Genomic DNA, 17051 nt, shown 5'->3' with positions numbered 1-17051 from the left:
TGGCGAACAAAGCTGAGTTGAACAAAAACATCCCCGACCCCGGTTTCTCCGGCGACGACGGCTCCGCCGACCCCCGGCTGAGCGCGGCCCTGGCCGCCTGGGCCGAGGACAGAGCCAAGGAGCCGGAGGTGCTGGCGGCCCTCAAGGACGCCCGCCTGCTGGTTCCCGTCGTCGCGGTCCTCGGCGAGGTCGAAACCGACCCCGAGACCGGACTCAAGCGCGAGAAGACCAGCGACATGGCCGTTCCCACCCTGCGGGCGGGCGACCGGCGGGCGCTGCCCGCCTTCACCTCCATCGCCTCGCTGGCCCGGTGGGACCCGGCCGCCCGCCCGGTGGCGGTGCCGCTGCACCAGGCGCTGGCCGCCGTCGCGCACGAGAAGGCCGACACCCTCGTCCTCGACCTCTCCGGACCGGTCCCGTACCAGCTCGCGGGCCCCGCGCTGATCGCGCTCGCCGAGGGCCGCACGGACGCCGGCCCGCTCGCCGACCCCGCGGTGCGCGAGGCCGTACGGGCCGTCGTGGCCGCCGAGCCGGCCGTACTCAGCGCCCACCTGGGCCCGGGCGGCGCGGACGCCGACGGGACCCTGGCGATCGTGCTGGCGGCCGGTCCGCAGGCAGCGGCGGCGGCCCGCCGGGTGGCCGAGGCCCTGGCGGCCGACGAGACCCTGCGCGCACGCCTCGTGCGCGGACTGGACCTGGCCCTGCTCCCGGAGGGGGCCCCGGTCCCGCCGGGAGAGCCGCTCTTCACGCGCTGACGCCTGGAACGACAAGGGCGCCTCCCGGCCTGGGGAGGCGCCCTTCGCGTGCTGTTCCCGCCGGCGGTCTCCTGCCGGGTCCCGGGTTACGCGTACACGGGACCCGTGAACTTCTCGCCCGGGCCCTGCCCCGGCTCGTCCTGCACCAGCGAGGCCTCGCGGAAGGCGAGCTGGAGGGACTTCAGGCCGTCGCGCAGCGGGGCGGCGTGGAAGGAGCTGATCTCGGTGGCGCTCGCGGTGACCAGGCCGGCCAGGGCCGTGATCAGCTTGCGGGCCTCGTCGAGGTCCTTGTACTCGGAGTCCGGCTTGTCCAGGCCCAGGTTGACCGCCGCCGCGCTGAGCAGGTGGACGGCCACCGTGGTGATGACCTCGACGGCCGGCACGTCCGCGATGTCGCGGGTCAGGTCGTCGTAGTCAGGGGCGGCCGGGGAATCGGAGGGGGAACCGGAGGGCGTCGCGTCAGTCATGTGCCCCACGATATGCCGTGCGGCGGGCTTGCAACGCGGGTGCTAGTATGTACTTCGACCGGCCGGACACTTATGTGCCCGGCCCACAAGTGGAGGCTCCGATTCTCCCACCCAGCCACCCTCACGGGAGGCGGGTCACCGGTCAGGCGGTATCCATCGTTCCGTACGGACGATGGAAAGCTGCCCGATTTTGCGCCCCGCGGTTCGCACGCGACGGTGCTCCGGTTGTATTGGAGCCCTCGTCTGTGCCCGGCGGGGCTTTTTTCATTCCCCGCCGCGGTCGGTCTGACGGAAAAACGTCAGCGGCTGTCCTCCAGGCAGCCGTGTGGTGCTACCGAGGAGGATCCATCAGCACCGAGCCCCGCATCAACGACCGGATTCGCGTTCCCGAGGTACGACTCGTCGGCCCGAGTGGCGAGCAGGTCGGCATTGTGCCGCTTGCCAAGGCGCTTGAGCTCGCGCAGGAGTACGACCTCGACCTGGTCGAGGTCGCGGCGTCCGCACGCCCGCCGGTCTGCAAGCTCATGGACTACGGCAAGTTCAAGTACGAGTCGGCCATGAAGGCCCGTGAGGCGCGCAAGAACCAGGCGCACACGGTCATCAAGGAAATGAAGCTCCGGCCGAAGATCGACCCGCACGACTATGACACCAAGAAGGGTCACGTCGTTCGGTTCCTCAAGCAGGGCGACAAGGTCAAGATCACGATCATGTTCCGCGGTCGCGAGCAGTCCAGGCCGGAACTCGGCTACCGACTGCTGCAGCGTCTGGCTTCGGACGTCGAGGACCTCGGGTTCATCGAGTCGAACCCGAAGCAGGACGGCCGAAACATGATCATGGTTCTCGGTCCGCACAAGAAGAAGACCGAGGCGATGGCCGAAGCCCGCGAGGCGCAGGCCGCCCGCAAGGCCGAGCGCCAGGGTGTTGCGGTCAGCGACGAGAGTGGTGACGAGGCCCTGGCCGCCGACGCCGCGCTCGAGGCGGAGAACGCGGCCCTCGAAGCCGAGGACGTGGACACCGACGCCGAGGACGCTTCCGACGAGGCGACCGACGCAGCCGAGGCGGGCACCGACGAGGCAGCCGCCTCCGGCGAGGCTCCTGCCCAGGCCTGATTCCGAGGCAGCCCGTCTCGGATCACCGATACAACATGACGCTCCCGTGAGCCGGCCCCCACCAGGGCCGGTGGGGGCGCCACCGACGAGGAGATAACGGCGCCATGCCGAAGAACAAGACGCACTCCGGGACCAAGAAGCGCTTCAAGATCACCGGCTCCGGCAAGGTGCTCCGCGAGCGCGCCGGCAAGCGCCACCTGCTCGAGCACAAGTCGTCCCGTGTCACCCGCCGCCTGACCGGCACCGCGGAGATGGCCCCCGGCGACGCCAAGAAGATCAAGAAGCTTCTCGGCAAGTGACGTACTCCGCTCCCCTTCCGGGAGCGGGAGCACGTCAAGACCGGGACCCCATCGAATTCGGGCCGTGTGAACACAACCACGGCCCCGCTACAAGGAGTACACAGTGGCACGCGTCAAGCGGGCAGTAAACGCGCACAAGAAGCGTCGGGCAATCCTCGAGGCTGCGAAGGGTTACCGCGGTCAGCGTTCGCGCCTGTACCGCAAGGCCAAGGAGCAGGTCACCCACTCCCTGGTCTACAACTTCAACGACCGCAAGAAGCGCAAGGGCGACTTCCGTCGGCTCTGGATCCAGCGCATCAACGCGGCTGCCCGTCAGAACGGCATGACGTACAACCGCCTCATCCAGGGTCTGAACGCCGCCAACATCGAGGTGGACCGCAAGATCCTCGCCGAGCTGGCCGTCAACGACGCCAACGCGTTCGCCGCGCTGGTCGAGGTCGCGCAGAAGGCCCTCCCGGCCGACGTCAACGCCCCGAAGGTCGCTGCCTAAGCAGCACGCCCTCAAAGGCTGCAGTAACTTGCCCGGACCCGCAGGCCTCGCGCCTGCGGGTCCGGTGCGTTGACCCACCATTTCCTTCGATCAGGGCAGCCACCCGCTGTACGTACGGAAGCGAGCCGACCGCCATGGGCACCCCCGCCGAGCTGATCTCCCCCCGGTCCACCCGGGTGGCCGCCGCCAGGCGCCTGGCGCGACGCAATTTCCGTACCAAGGAGCGCCGCTTCATCGCCGAGGGCCCGCAGGCCGTGCGCGAGGCCGTGGAGCACCGCGGCGCCGGCGGCGAGTCCACGCTGATCGAGCTGTTCGCGACCGTGGAGGCCGCCGAGCGCTACGCCGACATCGTCGACGCCGCGTACGCCGCCGGAGCCCGCGTCCACTACGCCTCCGACGAGGTGCTCGCGGAGGTCTCTCAAACGGTCACCCCGCAGGGCCTGGTCGGCGTCTGCCACTTCCTCGACTCCCCGTTCGAGGAGATCCTGAAGGCCCGCCCCAAGCTCGTCGCCGTCCTCGCGCACGTCCGCGACCCCGGCAACGCCGGTACGGTGCTGCGCTGCGCGGACGCCGCCGGAGCCGACGCCGTCGTGCTGACCGACGCCTCCGTGGACCTGTACAACCCCAAGTCGGTACGCGCCTCCGTGGGCTCCCTCTTCCACCTCCCGGTGGCCGTCGGCGTGCCCGTGGAGCAGGCCGTCGCGGGGCTGCGCGCGGCCGGCGTGCGGATCCTCGCCGCCGACGGGGCCGGCGCGGACGACCTCGACGCCGAGCTGGACGCGGGCACCATGGGCACCCCCTCGGCCTGGATCTTCGGCAACGAGGCCTGGGGCCTGCCCGAGGAGACCAGGGCGCTCGCCGACGCGGTCGTACGGGTCCCGATCCACGGAAAGGCCGAGAGCCTGAACCTCGCCACGGCCGCCGCGGTGTGCCTGTACGCCTCCGCGCGTGCACAGCGGGCGCCCGGAGGGTGCCGCTCCGTGACCCCCAGCTAGTAATGTGGCGGCCCGGGGAGCCCACTGTGCACCTCGGAGATGTGGGGTACGGGGACATGACCGTCGGTACGAACAGCTCGCCAGGTGCCGCCCAGGCGGCCGACGCACCGGTCCTGGCGGCCGTGTCCCAGCTGGCCGCGCCCGCCGCCCGGGTGCCCGTGCAGCCGCCCCAGGGCGCCTCCGCCCCGCCCCCGCAGGCCCGGCCCGCGCCCGCGAGCCCCGTAGGCCCCGCCGTGGCGGAGGCTTCGGACGGCGGCGACGCGCACGGCGAGTACACCGCGCTCGGGATCGACCCCGACGACCTGCCCGACGGGCTGGTGATCGCCGACGCCTCCGGCCGGGTCATCTGCTTCAACTCCGCCGCCGCCCGGATCACCGCCCTCGTGGCGGACGAGGCCCTGGGCCTCGGGATCGAGCGCGCACTCCCGCTGGAGGACCTCGAAGGCCGCCGCTGGTGGGCACTGACCGACCCCTACGGAGGCCTCGCCACCCGGCGCGGACAGCCCGAGCGCAACCTGCTGCTCCCCGGCGGCCGCGAGGTGCTCGTCTCCGCCCGGTACGTGCGCACCCACCCCAAGGGCCCGGTGCGCCGGCTCGTGATCACCCTGCGGGGCACCGAGGCCCGGCGGCGCACCGAACGCAGCCACGCCGAGCTGATCGCCACCGTCGCGCACGAGCTGCGCTCCCCGCTCACCTCCGTGAAGGGGTTCACGGCGACCCTGCTCGCCAAGTGGGAGCGGTTCACCGACGACCAGAAGCGATTGATGCTGGAGACCGTCGACGCCGACGCGAACCGCGTCACCCGGCTCATCGCCGAACTCCTGGACATCTCCCGCATCGACTCGGGCCGCCTGGAGGTGCGCCGCCAGCCGGTCGACATCTCCACCGCCGTGGGCCGCCACGTCCAGGCGCTCACCGCGAACGGGCAGGCCCCGGAGCGGTTCCTGGTCAGTGTGAGCCGGCCGCTGCCCGACTTGTGGGCGGACCCGGACAAAATCGACCAGATCCTCGGCAACCTGCTCGAAAATGCGGTGCGACACGGCGAGGGAACCGTCACCATCGACGTGACGCCGACCAGCTTCGCGAACGCCGCGGGGAAGACCGAGAAGGGAACCGCCGTCACCGTGACCGACGAGGGCCCCGGTATCCCCGAAGAGTCGATGAAGCGCGTCTTCACCCGCTTCTGGCGAGGCAGCAAGCGCGGCGGTACCGGCCTGGGCCTCTACATCGTCAAGGGCATCGTGGAAGCCCACGGCGGCACCATCACGGTGGGACGCGGCCCCGGCGGCGGCGCCGAGTTCCGATTTATCCTGCCCGTCGGCGCCCCGGCGTACCTCACGCAGTAGCCCTGCGGAGCGTCTCGCCAGGCGGCCCACGGGCCCCTTCACCCCCAGCGACCTTTAGACTCGACCTTTGGCACCTTTGTGTCCTTGTGCCGAGCGCGTCCTGCGCGTCCGCGGGGGACCCACCAGCCAGCCATCGGAAGTACGGGAAGAGATGTCGGCACCGAACAAGTCGTACGACCCTGTCGAGGTCGAGGCACTGAAACCGGATGAGATCGAGCGCATGCGGGACGAGGCGCTCGCCGCCTTCGCCGCCGCCGGCGACCTCGACGAACTTCGGGAGGCGAAGACCGCGCACATGGGCGACCGTTCGCCCCTGGCGCTCGCCAACCGAGAGATCGGCGCGCTGCCCCCGCAGGCCAAGGCCACGGCGGGCAAGCTCGTGGGCCAGGCCCGAGGCGCCGTGAACAAGGCCTTCGGGGCCCGCACGGTCGCGCTCGAAGCCGAGCGTGACGAGCGGGTGCTGGTCGAGGAGGCGGTGGACGTCACGCTGCCCTACGACCGCGTGCCCGCCGGCGCCCGGCACCCCCTGACCACGCTGATGGACCGCATCGCGGACATCTTCACGGCCATGGGGTACGAGGTCGCGGAGGGCCCCGAGGTCGAGGCGGAGTGGTTCAACTTCGACGCCCTCAACTTCACGCCCGACCACCCCGCGCGCCAGATGCAGGACACCTTCTTCGTCCGGGGGCCGGAAGGCACCGAGGGCGACGAGTCCGGTGTCGTGCTGCGCACCCACACCTCCCCGGTGCAGGCGCGCTCGCTGCTGGAGCGCAAGCCCCCCGTCTACATCGTGTGTCCGGGGCGGGTGTACCGCACCGACGAGCTCGACGCGACGCACACGCCGGTCTTCCACCAGGTCGAGCTGCTCGCCGTGGACGAGGGCCTGACCATGGCGGACCTCAAGGGCACCATGGACCACATGGTCCAGGAGCTGTTCGGCGAGGGCACCACCACGCGCCTGCGCCCGCACTTCTTCCCCTTCACCGAGCCGTCCGCCGAGATGGACATGCAGTGCTACGTGTGCCGCGGCGCGTCGGTGGGCAACCCCGACCGCCCGTGCCGTACCTGCTCCAGCGAGGGCTGGATCGAGCTCGGCGGCTGCGGCATGGTCAACCCGAAGGTGCTCACCGCCTGCGGTGTGGACCCGGAGAAGTACAGCGGGTTCGCCTTCGGCTTCGGCATCGAGCGGATGCTGATGTTCCGCCACAACGTTGAAGACATGCGAGACATGGTCGAGGGTGACATCCGTTTCACCCGGCCGTTCGGGATGGAGATCTGATGCGGGTCCCGCTTTCTTGGCTGCGGGAGTACGTCGACCTCCCCGCGGGTGAAACCGGTCGCGACGTCGCGGCCAAGCTCGTCGACGCCGGCCTGGAGGTCGAGACCGTCGAGCAGCTCGGCGGCGGGCTCAAGGGCCCGCTCGTCGTCGGCCAGGTGCTGACCATCGAGGAGCTCGAAGGCTTCCGCAAGCCGATCCGCTTCTGCACGGTGGACGTCGGCTCGGCCAACGGCACCGGCGCACCGCAGGAGATCGTCTGCGGCGCCCGGAACTTCTCCGTCGGCGACAAGGTCGTCGTGGTCCTGCCGGGCGCCGTGCTGCCCGGCGACTTCGCGATCGCCGCGCGCGAGACGTACGGCCGCACCTCGCACGGCATGATCTGCTCCGGCGACGAGCTGGGCATGGGCGACGACGGCACGCACGGCATCATCGTGCTGCCGCACGAGCACGAGGTCGGCAGCGACGCGATCAAGCTCCTGGAGCTCGTCGACGAGGTCCTCGACATCGACATCACCCCGGACCGCGGCTACTGCATGTCCATGCGCGGAGTGGCCCGCGAGGCCGCCACCGCGTACGGCCTGCCGCTGCGCGACCCGGCGCTGCTCGACGTGCCCCCGCCGAACTCGTACGGCTACGCCGTCAAGATCGACGACCCGCAGGGCTGCGACCGCTTCACCGCGCGCACGGTGACCGGCCTCGACCCCGAGGCGCGCTCCCCGATCTGGCTCACGCGCCGCCTCCAGAAGGCGGGCATGCGCCCGATCTCGCTCGCCGTCGACATCACCAACTACGTGATGCTGGAGCTCGGCCAGCCGCTGCACGCCTACGACCGCTCGCGGATCGACGGCGCCATCGGCGTCCGCCGGGCCGAGCAGGGCGAGAAGTTCACCACCCTGGACGGGGTCAAGCGCACGCTCGACGCCGAGGACCTGGTGATCACCGACAACAGCGGCCCGATCGGGATCGCCGGTGTCATGGGCGGCGCCAACACCGAGATCGCCGACTCCGTCATCGACCCGGAGACCGGAGCCGTCACCGGCACCACCGACGTGGTCGTCGAGGCCGCGCACTTCGACTCCGTGTCGATCTCGCGCACCGCCCGCCGCCTCAAGCTGTCCTCCGAGGCGTCCAAGCGCTTCGAGCGCGGCGTGGACCCGCAGGCCGCCGCCGCCGCCGCGCAGCGCACCGTCGACCTGCTCGTGCTGCTCGCGGGCGGCACCGCCGAGGCCGGCGTCACCGAGCTCACCGCCCCGGGCGCCCCGCGCACCATCGCGATGAGCGCGGACCACCCCGACAAGGTCGCGGGCATGCAGTACGGCCGGGAGACCGTCGTACGCCGCCTCCAGGAGGTCGGCTGCGACGTCTACGGCCAGGACGAGCTCGTCGTCACGGCGCCCTCGTGGCGGCCCGACCTCGCCGAGCCCAACGACCTCGCCGAGGAAGTCATCCGGCTGGAGGGCTACGGGAACCTTCCCTCCACCCTCCCGCAGGTGCCCTCCGGCCGCGGTCTCACCGCCCGCCAGCAGCTGCACCGCCGGGTGGGCCGCGCGCTGGCCGGCGCGGGCTACGTCGAGGCGCTCAGCTACCCGTTCCTGGGCGAGGCCGTCTTCGACCAGCTCCAGCTGCCCGCGCACGACGCCTCCCGCCAGGTCGTCAAGCTGGTCAACCCGATCTCCGACGAGGAGCCGGCGCTGCGCACCACGCTGCTGCCGGGTCTGCTCGGCGCGCTGCGCCGCAACGACAGCCGGGGCAGCCACGACCTCGCCCTCTTCGAGACCGGCTCGGTCTTCCGGGCCGCCGCGCAGCCGGGCGTCGCCGTACGCCTCGGTGTCGACCGGCGTCCCACCGACGAGGAGATCGCCACCCTGAACGCGGCCCTGCCCGCGCAGCCGCGCTACGCCGCGGTCGTGCTGGCCGGGGCTCGCGAGCAGGCCGGCTGGTGGGGCAAGGGCCGTCCGGCCGACTGGGCCGACGCGGTCCAGGCGGCGCGCTCGCTGGCCGTCGAGGCCGGTGCGGAGCTCGTCGTGCGCCAGGGCCAGTACGGCCCGTGGCACCCGGGCCGCTGCGCCGAGCTGATCGTCACCCTGGACGGGGTGGAGACGGTCATCGGGCACGCCGGTGAGCTGCACCCGCGCGTGGTCAAGGCCATGGGCCTGCCGGCCCGCACCAGCGCCATGGAGCTCGACCTGGACCGCCTCGCGGCGGCCGGCGGCGAGGCCCTCCAGGCGCCCCGGATCGCCTCCTTCCCGGTGGCGACCCAGGACGTCGCGCTGATCGTGGACGCGTCGGTGCCGGCTTCGGCCGTCGAGGACGCGCTGCACAAGGGCGCCGGTGAACTGCTGGAGTCCCTGCGGCTGTTCGACGTGTTCGAGGGCGAGCAGGTGGGCGAGGGCAAGAAGTCCCTCGCGTACGCGCTGCGCTTCCGCGCGGCCGACCGGACGCTGACCGCCGAGGAGTCCACGGCGGCGCGTGACGCGGCGGTTGCTCTCGCGGGCGAGCGTACGGGTGCGGTGCTGCGCGGGGCGTAGCCGCTGCCGCTCTGTGTCGAGGGGGTGCATCCCGGTTCCGGGGTGCACCCCCTTACCCGTTTTCCGGGCAGGCCGGCCGGCCGGATACGGAGGATGGTGGGGCGGCCCTGCGGGGCGAGGTCCCCTACCCGCCCTTCGCCCGTTCCCCGGGCTGCGCCCGGACCCCCTCGGGGCTCCGCCCCGGACCCCGCGCCTCAAACGCCGGCGGGGCTGATCTTTTCAGCCCGTCCGGCGTGGGGGGAAGCCGCCCGCAGGGCCCCGTGGCCAGGTCGCGCCGGGGCGCGGACGTCCGTGTGGCTGGGGCGCGGACGTCCGGGCCGGAATCGGGGACCACGCGGGCCGGGCCCGGTGGGTGGGCCCGGCGCGCGTTCGGTCCGGCCCGGCCGGGGCCCGGCGACCAACCAGGACCCGGCGGAGCCGAAGCGCGCCGCCCGCCTGCCGTGGAGTGTCGGGCAGACAACAGGACGGGCGGCGCGGTTGACGGGTCGTCGCACTGTACGAGGGGGAGCCGACGACCCGAGCTACCTCTTGGCGAGGCCCTTAAGTGAAGCGCTCGCACGGGCCTCCGCGGCAGGGTGCGTATCGCATTTATGCGCGTACGGCGTTCACACCCCGTGTGAACCCCGCACCCACTAGCCTGGGTCCGACGAGCCCTTGGAGGGGCCCATGCAGCCCAATGCCCTGCTCGACGCCCTCCTCGCCGAGGCGGGAATGTCCCACGCCGGACTCGCCGCGTACGTGAACCAGGCGGGCCGTTCCCGCGGACTCGCCCTGCGCTACGAACACACGGCCGTGGCGCGGTGGTTGAAGGGTCAGCGCCCGCGCGGCCAGGTCCCGGACCTGATCTGCGAGGTGATCGGGGGCCGGCTGCGGCGGCCGCTCTCCCTCGACGACGTCGGGTTCGGCCTGCCCGGGCAGCCCGCCGACCCGCACGGGTCTCCGCTGAGCGGCTTCGTCGACCGCGCCGCCGCTCTGTGGCGCTCCGACGGCCACGGCCGGCAGCCCCTCGACGCCGGGGCCGTCACCGGTACCCCGGCGGTGATGCCCGTATGGGAGTGGGAGAACCCTCCCGAGGACGCCGACGTGTCCCGCGAGGGGCCGACCCGCGTCGGCCCCGAGCACGTGGAGATCTTGAAGTCCGCCCGCGCGCACTACGAGCTGATGTACCGCAGGGCAGGCGGCGTGGCCACCCGCGACCGGGTGGTCCGCTTCCTCGGCACCGAGACCGCCCCCATGCTGCGCGGCAGTTACTCCGACGGCCTCGGACGCAGCCTGCACCGGGCCGGCGGTTCCCTGGTGGCGGTGGCGGGGATCTGCGCGTACGACTCGGACGCGCACGGGCTGGCCCAGCGCTACTTCCACCAGGCCCTGCGCCTCGCCAAGGCGAGCGGGGACCGGGGGCTGGGCGCCTACGTGATCGCGCTGCTCGTCAATCAGTGCCTGCACCTGAGGGAGTTCCGCCAGGCCGTGGCCTTCGCGGAGGCCGCCCTGCGCGCGGCCGGCCGGCACATCACCCCGGCCCTGGCCGCGGACCTGTACGCCATGCAGGCCAAGGCGTATGCCCAACTCGGCGACACCAGCGCCGCATTGGCCTGCATCCGCAAGGCCGAGACGGCGGCGGAGCGGATCCGCCCCGGCACGGAGCCGGACGAGACCGGGTACGTGCAGCCCGGGCTGGTCAACGTACAGGTGGCGGAGGCGCTGCTCGGCCTGGGTGATCTGCGGGGGGCCCGGGAGCAGGCTTCGGCCGCCGTGGGCACCCCCGCGCACGACCGGGGCCGGGTGCACCGGCTCGCGATGCTGTGCGAGATCCAACTGCGCCAGGGCGAGGCCGATCAGGCGGTGGCCTCGGCGGCCGAAATGGCCGAGCGGGCCAAGGGGATGGAGTCGCTGCGCCTGCGCGACCGGCTGCGCGCGGTCCGGGAACAGCTGCTGACCAGCGGTTGTTCGGGGGCGGAGGAGACGGCCGAGCTCATCGACGGGGCGCTGCGCGTTCCGCTGTGACATCCCCCGCGGCGTTCTCTGCGCCGCCCTTTGCGCGTTCCCCTGGGCCGGGGTGAACTGCTGCCATGTTGCCACCTACTCGATCGGAAGGTGGCAGAACCGTGCAGTGGATGAACTTGAGTGAGCAAACCGTGTACACGAACCGCTGGTTCGATGTGAATCTCGCCGATGTGGAGCTCCCCGACGGCCGGCACCTGGACCACTTCGTCATCCGGCTGCGCCCGGTCGCCGTCGCCACGGCCGTCAACGCGGCCAACGAGGTGCTGCTGCTGTGGCGCCACCGCTTCATCACCGGCAGCTGGGGCTGGGAACTGCCCGCCGGGGTCGTCGAGGACGGGGAGTCGGTGGAGCGGGCGGCCGCCCGCGAGATGGAGGAGGAGTCGGGCTGGCGGCCCGGCCCCCTGCGCCACCTGATGACCGTCGAGCCGTCCAACGGGCTGACCGACGCCCGTCACCACCTCTACTGGGCGGACGGGGCCACGTACGTGGGCCATCCCGAGGACGACTTCGAGTCCTCGCGCCGCGAGTGGGTCCCGCTCAAGCTGGTCCCCGACATGATCGCGCGCGGCGAGATCCCGGCCGCCAACATGGCGGCCGGGCTGCTGCTGTTGCACCACCTGCGGCTCGGCTGAGCCGCGGGCGGCCGACCCGCGAGGGTCAGCTGTACGGGTAGAAGCCCGAGCCGGTCTTGCGGCCGAGGCGGCCGGCGTCGACCATGCGCTGGAGCAGCGGAGGAGCCGCGTACAGGGGCTCCTTGAACTCCGCGTACATCGAGTCGGCCACCGAGGCCACCGTGTCCAGACCGATGAGGTCCGCGAGCTTCAGCGGGCCCATCGGGTGGGCGCAGCCCAGCTCCATGCCGTTGTCGATGTCCTCGCGGCTCGCGATGCCCGACTCGAACATCCGGATCGCGGACAGCAGGTACGGGATGAGGAGCGCGTTGACGACGAAGCCGGAACGGTCCTGGGCGCGGATCGCGTGCTTGCCCAGCGCGCCGCCGACCAGGGCCTCGGCGCGCTTGATGGTCTCGTCGCTCGTGGTCAGCGCCGGGATCAGCTCGACGAGCTGCTGCACCGGGGCCGGGTTGAAGAAGTGGATGCCGATGACCTGGTCGGGACGCGAGGTCGCGACCGCCAGCTTGACCAGCGGGATCGAGGAGGTGTTGGAGGCGAGGATCGCGTCCGGGCGGGTGACCACCTGGTCGAGGACCTGGAAGATCTCCGTCTTGACCTGCTCGTTCTCGACGACCGCCTCGATGACGAGGTCGCGGTCGGCGAACTCGCCGAGATCGGTGGTGAACGACAGGCGGGCCAGGGTGGCGTCCCGCTCCTCCTCGCTGATCTTGCCGCGTTCGGCGGCCCTGGTCAGAGAGGTGTGCAGCCGGGTCCGCCCGAGTTCGAGGGCCTCGCCGGTGGTTTCGGCGACCATCACCTCGAGCCCGCTCCGGGCGAACACCTCCGCGATGCCCGCGCCCATCTGGCCACAGCCCACTACGCCGACGCGTGCGATGTCGTCTGGGAGGTCCGTCACATCGTGCCTTTCGCTGCTCTCCATCGCGGGTCCCCCGTACTCGTGCAGTGGTAACTGCGTTCCGGCGCCCGCCACGCCCCCCGACGTTACCCCCGTCCTTGCCCGGCGTGGCGGGCCGGGGCGGGCATGCTGGGCGGACACGAGGCAATGTCACGGAACGGAACGGAGTCGTCACATGGCGTCCATCGGGAGGCGGGCCATCGGGAGGCGGGCCATCGGGAGACGGGCCATCGGGAGACGGGAGATCCTGGCCGGAGCGGCGGGGGTGCTGGCGGCGGTGGCGACGGCCCCCGCGCGAGCGGTCGGGCCGTCGGAGGCGGGCGGGGGGAAGCGGGTGCGCGGAGCGGGCGAGGCCGCGTTCCGCGGGATGTGGGTCGCCTCCGTGCAGAACGTGGACTGGCCCTCGCGGAGCGGGCTTTCCGCGCGGGAGCAGCGCGCCGAACTGCTGGCCCTCCTCGACACCGTCGTCGCCCGCCGCCTCAACGCGGTGATCCTCCAGGTCCGGCCGACCGCCGACGCGATGTGGCCCTCGGCGCGCGAGCCCTGGTCGCAGTGGCTGACCGGCGAGCAGGGGGTCGACCCCGGCTGGGACCCGCTCGGCACGGCGGTCGCCGAAGCGCACGCCCGGGGGCTGGAGCTGCACGCCTGGTTCAACCCGTACCGGGTGGCCAACCACACCGACCGGAGCCTGCTCGTCCCGGAGCACCCGGCCCGCCGCAACCGGGGCTGGACCGTGCCCTACGGCGGCAAGCTGTACTACAACCCCGGACTGCCGGAAGTCCGCCGCTTCGTGCAGGACGCCATGCTCGACGCCGTCGCCCGCTACCCCCTCGACGGGGTGCACTGGGACGACTACTTCTACCCGTACCCCGTCGAGGGCCGCGATTTCGACGACGACGCCGCCTATGAGCAGTACGGCCGGGCCTTCGCCACCCGCGCCGACTGGCGCCGCCACAACACCGACACCCTGGTCCGCGAGATGTCCGAGCGGCTGCGGGCACTGCGCCCCGCGACGCGCTTCGGCATCAGCCCCTTCGCCGTCTGGCGAAACTCCGACCGGGATCCGCTCGGTTCGCCGACGCAGGCGGGCGTCGCCACGTACGACGACCTGTACGCGGACACCCGCAGGTGGGTGCGCGAGGGCTGGATCGACTACATCGTGCCGCAGGCGTACTGGCAGCTCGGCCACCCGGCCGCCGACTACGCCGCCATCGTCCCCTGGTGGGCGCGGACCGTCGCCGGCACCCGCGTCCAGCTCTACGTGGGGGAGGCGCTGTACCGCTGCGATCCGCAGAGCTCCACGGCGGCCTGGCGCGATCCGCGCGAACTCTCCCGGCACCTGCGGTTCGCCGCCGGATACCCGGAGGTCCGCGGCCACGCCTACTTCTCCGCGAAGCAGGTGGACGCGGACCCCAACGGGGCGATGGCCCGGGTGGTCGCCGACCACTATCCGACGGCGGTGGCCGTGCCACCGCGCTGACCCGGCCGTCTTCGGGGGCCTCAGGGGCGGCCCGTCAGTGGTCGTGGTCGGCCGGGTGCTTCACGACGCAGTCGGGGCCGGGGGACATGACGGCCTCGTGTCCGTCCGCGAAGCGGACGCGGTAGGGAGGGGTGCCGTTCTCTCCCAGGACCTGGGTGATCTCTCCGACCTTGTCGTGCTGGCCCACGATCCTGCCGTGCTGAACCAGCTGGTCGCCCTCGGTCGCGCGCATAGCTGACCTCCCTCGGTGGTCCGATCCGGTGCTAGCAGTTTAGGTCGTTTCGGTGCTGTTTGACCTGTCGGGTCGGCCCGTCCGTCCGGCCTCGGGGCGCTGCGTCACGGCGATGCAGACGAGCACCGCGCAGGCGGCGACGGGGGCCGCCGGTGACAGGTGCTCGCCGAGCAGCAGCACCGACCACACCAGGGTCAGCAGCGGCTGTGCGAGCTGGAGCTGGCTCGCGCGGGCGGTGCCGATCTCGGCCATGCCCCGGTACCAGACGTAGAGGCCGAGGAAGGAGGAGCCCACCGCCACCCAGACGAGCCCGGCCACCCCGCGGCCGGTGAGGTGCACCGGTTCGTACGCGAGCCCGACCGCGGAGCCGGCCAGGCCGATGGGCAGGCACACCACCAGCGCCCAGGCGATCACCTGCCAACCGGGCAGCAGCCGGGCGAGGCGCCCGCCCTCGGTGTACCCGGCCGCGCACACGAGCAGCGCGCCGAAGAGGAAGGCGTCGCCGCCCGAGAGGGTGCCGCCGCTCTGGGCCACGGTGAACCCGAGGACGACGACCGCGCCGGCGACGGCCGCGGCCCAGAACCGCCGCGAGGGCCGGGCTCCGGTGCGCAGCGAGGAGACGACCGCCGTGGTCAGCGGCAGCAGGCCCACCACCACGGCGGCGTGCGAGGTGGTGGACGTCTGCAGGGCCAGGGTGGTCAGCAGGGGGAAGCCGACGACCACGCCGCCGGCGACGACCGCCAGCCCCGCCCAGTGGGCGCGGGCGGGCAGCGGCACGCGCAGGGCCAGCAGGAAGGCGCCGGCCGTCAGGCCCGCCAGCAGACAGCGCAGCCCGAAAAGGGACCAGGGGCCGAAGCTCTCCAGGCCCCAGGCGGTGCCGGGGAAGGTCAGCGAGAAGGCGACGACTCCGGCCGCCGCGAGGGTGGTGCCCCCGAGGGCGGGTCGGGGCCGCCGTGCTGCGGTCCCCCGAACTGCTATCGCGGTGGGGAGAGTAGCGCTATTCTGTGCTGTCATGTACGAGCGTAGCAGTGTGGCGGAACTGGCGGAATCCCTTCGAGTCGAGCTGAACCGCTACTCGGTGGGTGGAAAGCTCCCGTCGAGCCGGTCCCTGGTCGAGCAGTACCGGGTCAGTCCCGTCACCGTCTCCCGGGCCCTCGCACAGCTCGCCGCCGAAGGCCTCGTGGTCACCCGCCCCGGAGCCGGGGCCTACCGCGCGCAGCCCCGTACGCACACCCAGGAGCTCGGCGACACCTCCTGGCAGGCCGTCGCCCTGAGCGCCGAGGACTCGGGCGAGGTGGTCCCGCGCTCCGTGGACGCCTCCGGGGTGCTGGTCACCCTGGCCGCACCGCCGGCCGGGGTCATCGAACTGCACAGCGGCTACCTGCACTCGGCGCTCCAGCCCGAGCGGGCCATGGCGGCGGCCCTCGCCCGGGCCGGCCGGCGGCCCGGAGTGTGGGGCAGGCCGCCCGTGGAGGGCCTGGCGGAGCTGCGGGACTGGTTCGCCCGGGAGATCGGCGGGGCGGTCGCGGCCGGGGACGTGCTGGTGACCGCGGGCGGCCAGAGCGCGCTCGCCACCGCGCTGCGGGCGCTCGCCCCGCCCGGGGCGCCGATCCTCGTCGAATCCCCGACCTATCCGGGGCTGCTGGCCCTCGCGCGGGCCGCCGGCTGCCGGCCGGTGCCCGTCCCGGTGGACGCGGACGGGGTCCGGCCGGAATTGCTGGCCGCCGCCTTCGAAGCGACCGGGGCGCGGGTGTTCGTATGCCAGCCGCTGTTCCAGAACCCGACCGGGGCCGTGCTGTCCGGCGAGCGGCGGGGCGAGGTGCTGCGGATCGCGCGTGCCGCCGGGGCATTCGTACTGGAGGACGACTATGCGCGGTCCCTGGCACACGAGGACTCGGGCCCGCTGCCCGCGCCGCTCGCCGCCGAGGACCCGGACGGGGTGGTCGTCCACGTACGGTCGCTGACCAAGGTCACCTCGCCCAGCCTGCGGGTGGGCGCGCTGGCGGCCCGGGGCCCGGTCTTCGACCGGCTGCGCGCCATCCAGGTCGTGGACAGCTTCTTCGTGCCCCGGCCGCTCCAGGAGGCCGCCCTGGAACTGGTCGGCGCACCCGCCTGGCCGCGCCACCTCAAGGCCGTCGCCGCCGAGCTGCGCCACCGCCGGGACGTCCTCACGGCGGCGCTGCGGCGGGAGCTGCCGGAGCTGGACGTGCCCCATCCGCCGCGCGGCGGCTACCAGTTGTGGGCGCGGCCCGGCGGGGGCGGCGACGACGCGGCCTTCGTGGCGGCCGCCCTGCGGGCCGGGGTCGCGGTCGCGCCGGGGCGGCCGTACTTCTGCGCGGAGCCGCCCGGTCCGTTCGTCCGGCTGAGCTTCGCCGGGGTGTCCGGCGCGGGCGAGCTGACCGAGGCCGTCCGGCGGCTGCGGTCGGGGCTGGGAGGCGGGGCCGGCGGCGGGGGCTGAGCCGCCTGCCGGACCGGGCCCGGACCGAGGCCCGGAGCCGGCTTCGTTCAGACGCTTGACCCCGTGCGACACGCGGATC

General features: G+C 72.8%; 16 protein-coding genes. 12 read left to right on the top strand and 4 right to left on the bottom strand.

Going from position 1 to position 17051, the window contains the following annotated elements:
• The first annotated feature begins 17 nt into the window (after window positions 1-17).
• A complete protein-coding gene (locus AC061S_RS17195; protein WP_478686812.1) occupies window positions 18-755 on the top strand; it encodes an SseB family protein in 738 nt (245 codons plus the stop codon).
• A gap of 86 nt (window positions 756-841) precedes the next feature.
• On the opposite strand, the gene AC061S_RS17190 is transcribed toward AC061S_RS17195, so the two are convergent.
• Complete coding sequence (locus tag AC061S_RS17190; protein ID WP_478686811.1) at window positions 842-1222, bottom strand: DUF1844 domain-containing protein; 381 nt, start codon at window positions 1220-1222, stop codon at window positions 842-844.
• A 323-nt stretch (window positions 1223-1545) separates the two neighbouring features.
• On the opposite strand from AC061S_RS17190, the gene infC reads away from it, so the two are divergent.
• From infC to AC061S_RS17145, 9 genes are all read left to right on the top strand, one after another.
• Window positions 1546-2331 (top strand): translation initiation factor IF-3, encoded by a 786-nt coding sequence (gene infC, locus AC061S_RS17185; RefSeq protein WP_478686826.1) that lies wholly within the window; start codon window positions 1546-1548, stop codon window positions 2329-2331.
• A 104-nt stretch (window positions 2332-2435) separates the two neighbouring features.
• Window positions 2436-2630: a 50S ribosomal protein L35 gene (gene rpmI, locus AC061S_RS17180; protein WP_215021864.1), complete on the top strand. Its 195-nt coding sequence runs from the start codon at window positions 2436-2438 to the stop codon at window positions 2628-2630.
• A 103-nt stretch (window positions 2631-2733) separates the two neighbouring features.
• Entirely contained in the window at window positions 2734-3120 is a 387-nt protein-coding gene (gene rplT, locus AC061S_RS17175; protein WP_214948116.1) for a 50S ribosomal protein L20, read from the top strand.
• Between the two features lie 134 nt (window positions 3121-3254).
• Window positions 3255-4115: a TrmH family RNA methyltransferase gene (locus AC061S_RS17170; protein ID WP_478686810.1), complete on the top strand. Its 861-nt coding sequence runs from the start codon at window positions 3255-3257 to the stop codon at window positions 4113-4115.
• Window positions 4116-4171: 56 nt separating this feature from the next.
• The gene (locus tag AC061S_RS17165) at window positions 4172-5461 is read left to right on the top strand and encodes a sensor histidine kinase (protein ID WP_478686809.1); all 1290 of its coding nucleotides are present in this window, start codon (window positions 4172-4174) and stop codon (window positions 5459-5461) included.
• 151 nt (window positions 5462-5612) lie between these two features.
• Window positions 5613-6740, top strand: a complete 1128-nt coding sequence (pheS, locus tag AC061S_RS17160; protein WP_478686808.1) for a phenylalanine--tRNA ligase subunit alpha — start codon at window positions 5613-5615, stop codon at window positions 6738-6740.
• Complete coding sequence (gene pheT / locus AC061S_RS17155) at window positions 6740-9268, top strand: phenylalanine--tRNA ligase subunit beta (protein WP_478686807.1); 2529 nt, start codon at window positions 6740-6742, stop codon at window positions 9266-9268. The genes pheS and pheT overlap by 1 nt, the downstream gene beginning before the upstream one ends.
• 666 nt (window positions 9269-9934) lie before the next feature.
• The gene (locus tag AC061S_RS17150; RefSeq protein ID WP_478686806.1) at window positions 9935-11272 is read left to right on the top strand and encodes a transcriptional regulator; all 1338 of its coding nucleotides are present in this window, start codon (window positions 9935-9937) and stop codon (window positions 11270-11272) included.
• A gap of 110 nt (window positions 11273-11382) precedes the next feature.
• Complete coding sequence (locus tag AC061S_RS17145) at window positions 11383-11904, top strand: NUDIX hydrolase (RefSeq protein ID WP_478686805.1); 522 nt, start codon at window positions 11383-11385, stop codon at window positions 11902-11904.
• 25 nt (window positions 11905-11929) lie between these two features.
• Here AC061S_RS17145 and AC061S_RS17140 read toward each other — a convergent pair whose 3' ends face one another.
• Window positions 11930-12826: a 3-hydroxybutyryl-CoA dehydrogenase gene (locus tag AC061S_RS17140; protein ID WP_327251867.1), complete on the bottom strand. Its 897-nt coding sequence runs from the start codon at window positions 12824-12826 to the stop codon at window positions 11930-11932.
• A 151-nt stretch (window positions 12827-12977) separates the two neighbouring features.
• On the opposite strand from AC061S_RS17140, the gene AC061S_RS17135 reads away from it, so the two are divergent.
• Window positions 12978-14282 carry a glycoside hydrolase family 10-like protein gene (locus AC061S_RS17135; protein ID WP_478686804.1) on the top strand — a complete coding sequence of 435 codons (1305 nt, stop codon included), beginning with the start codon at window positions 12978-12980 and terminating at the stop codon, window positions 14280-14282.
• 34 nt (window positions 14283-14316) lie between these two features.
• Here AC061S_RS17135 and AC061S_RS17130 read toward each other — a convergent pair whose 3' ends face one another.
• Window positions 14317-14514, bottom strand: a complete 198-nt coding sequence (locus tag AC061S_RS17130; RefSeq protein ID WP_478686803.1) for a DUF1918 domain-containing protein — start codon at window positions 14512-14514, stop codon at window positions 14317-14319.
• 39 nt (window positions 14515-14553) lie between these two features.
• The gene (locus AC061S_RS17125; protein WP_478686802.1) at window positions 14554-15528 is read right to left on the bottom strand and encodes a DMT family transporter; all 975 of its coding nucleotides are present in this window, start codon (window positions 15526-15528) and stop codon (window positions 14554-14556) included.
• Here AC061S_RS17125 and AC061S_RS17120 point away from each other — a divergent pair.
• Window positions 15527-16972 (top strand): aminotransferase-like domain-containing protein, encoded by a 1446-nt coding sequence (locus AC061S_RS17120; RefSeq protein WP_478686801.1) that lies wholly within the window; start codon window positions 15527-15529, stop codon window positions 16970-16972. The genes AC061S_RS17125 and AC061S_RS17120 overlap by 2 nt on opposite strands.
• Window positions 16973-17051 lie beyond the last annotated feature (79 nt).

It is taken from the genome of Streptomyces sp. CA189 (assembly GCF_056428985.1).
This window is presented reverse-complemented; position numbering and strand designations above follow the sequence as displayed.

Coding starts and splice junctions, on each gene's coding strand:
- AC061S_RS17130 (WP_478686803.1), bottom strand. CDS start 14,514: ATGCGCGCGACCGAGGGCGACCAGCTGGTTCAGCACGGCAGGATCGTG.
- AC061S_RS17190 (WP_478686811.1), bottom strand. CDS start 1,222: ATGACTGACGCGACGCCCTCCGGTTCCCCCTCCGATTCCCCGGCCGCC.
- AC061S_RS17145 (WP_478686805.1), top strand. CDS start 11,383: ATGAACTTGAGTGAGCAAACCGTGTACACGAACCGCTGGTTCGATGTG.
- rpmI (WP_215021864.1), top strand. CDS start 2,436: ATGCCGAAGAACAAGACGCACTCCGGGACCAAGAAGCGCTTCAAGATC.
- AC061S_RS17135 (WP_478686804.1), top strand. CDS start 12,978: ATGGCGTCCATCGGGAGGCGGGCCATCGGGAGGCGGGCCATCGGGAGA.
- AC061S_RS17125 (WP_478686802.1), bottom strand. CDS start 15,528: ATGACAGCACAGAATAGCGCTACTCTCCCCACCGCGATAGCAGTTCGG.
- AC061S_RS17140 (WP_327251867.1), bottom strand. CDS start 12,826: ATGGAGAGCAGCGAAAGGCACGATGTGACGGACCTCCCAGACGACATC.
- AC061S_RS17165 (WP_478686809.1), top strand. CDS start 4,172: ATGACCGTCGGTACGAACAGCTCGCCAGGTGCCGCCCAGGCGGCCGAC.
- AC061S_RS17120 (WP_478686801.1), top strand. CDS start 15,527: ATGTACGAGCGTAGCAGTGTGGCGGAACTGGCGGAATCCCTTCGAGTC.
- AC061S_RS17170 (WP_478686810.1), top strand. CDS start 3,255: ATGGGCACCCCCGCCGAGCTGATCTCCCCCCGGTCCACCCGGGTGGCC.
- AC061S_RS17150 (WP_478686806.1), top strand. CDS start 9,935: ATGCAGCCCAATGCCCTGCTCGACGCCCTCCTCGCCGAGGCGGGAATG.
- pheT (WP_478686807.1), top strand. CDS start 6,740: ATGCGGGTCCCGCTTTCTTGGCTGCGGGAGTACGTCGACCTCCCCGCG.
- pheS (WP_478686808.1), top strand. CDS start 5,613: ATGTCGGCACCGAACAAGTCGTACGACCCTGTCGAGGTCGAGGCACTG.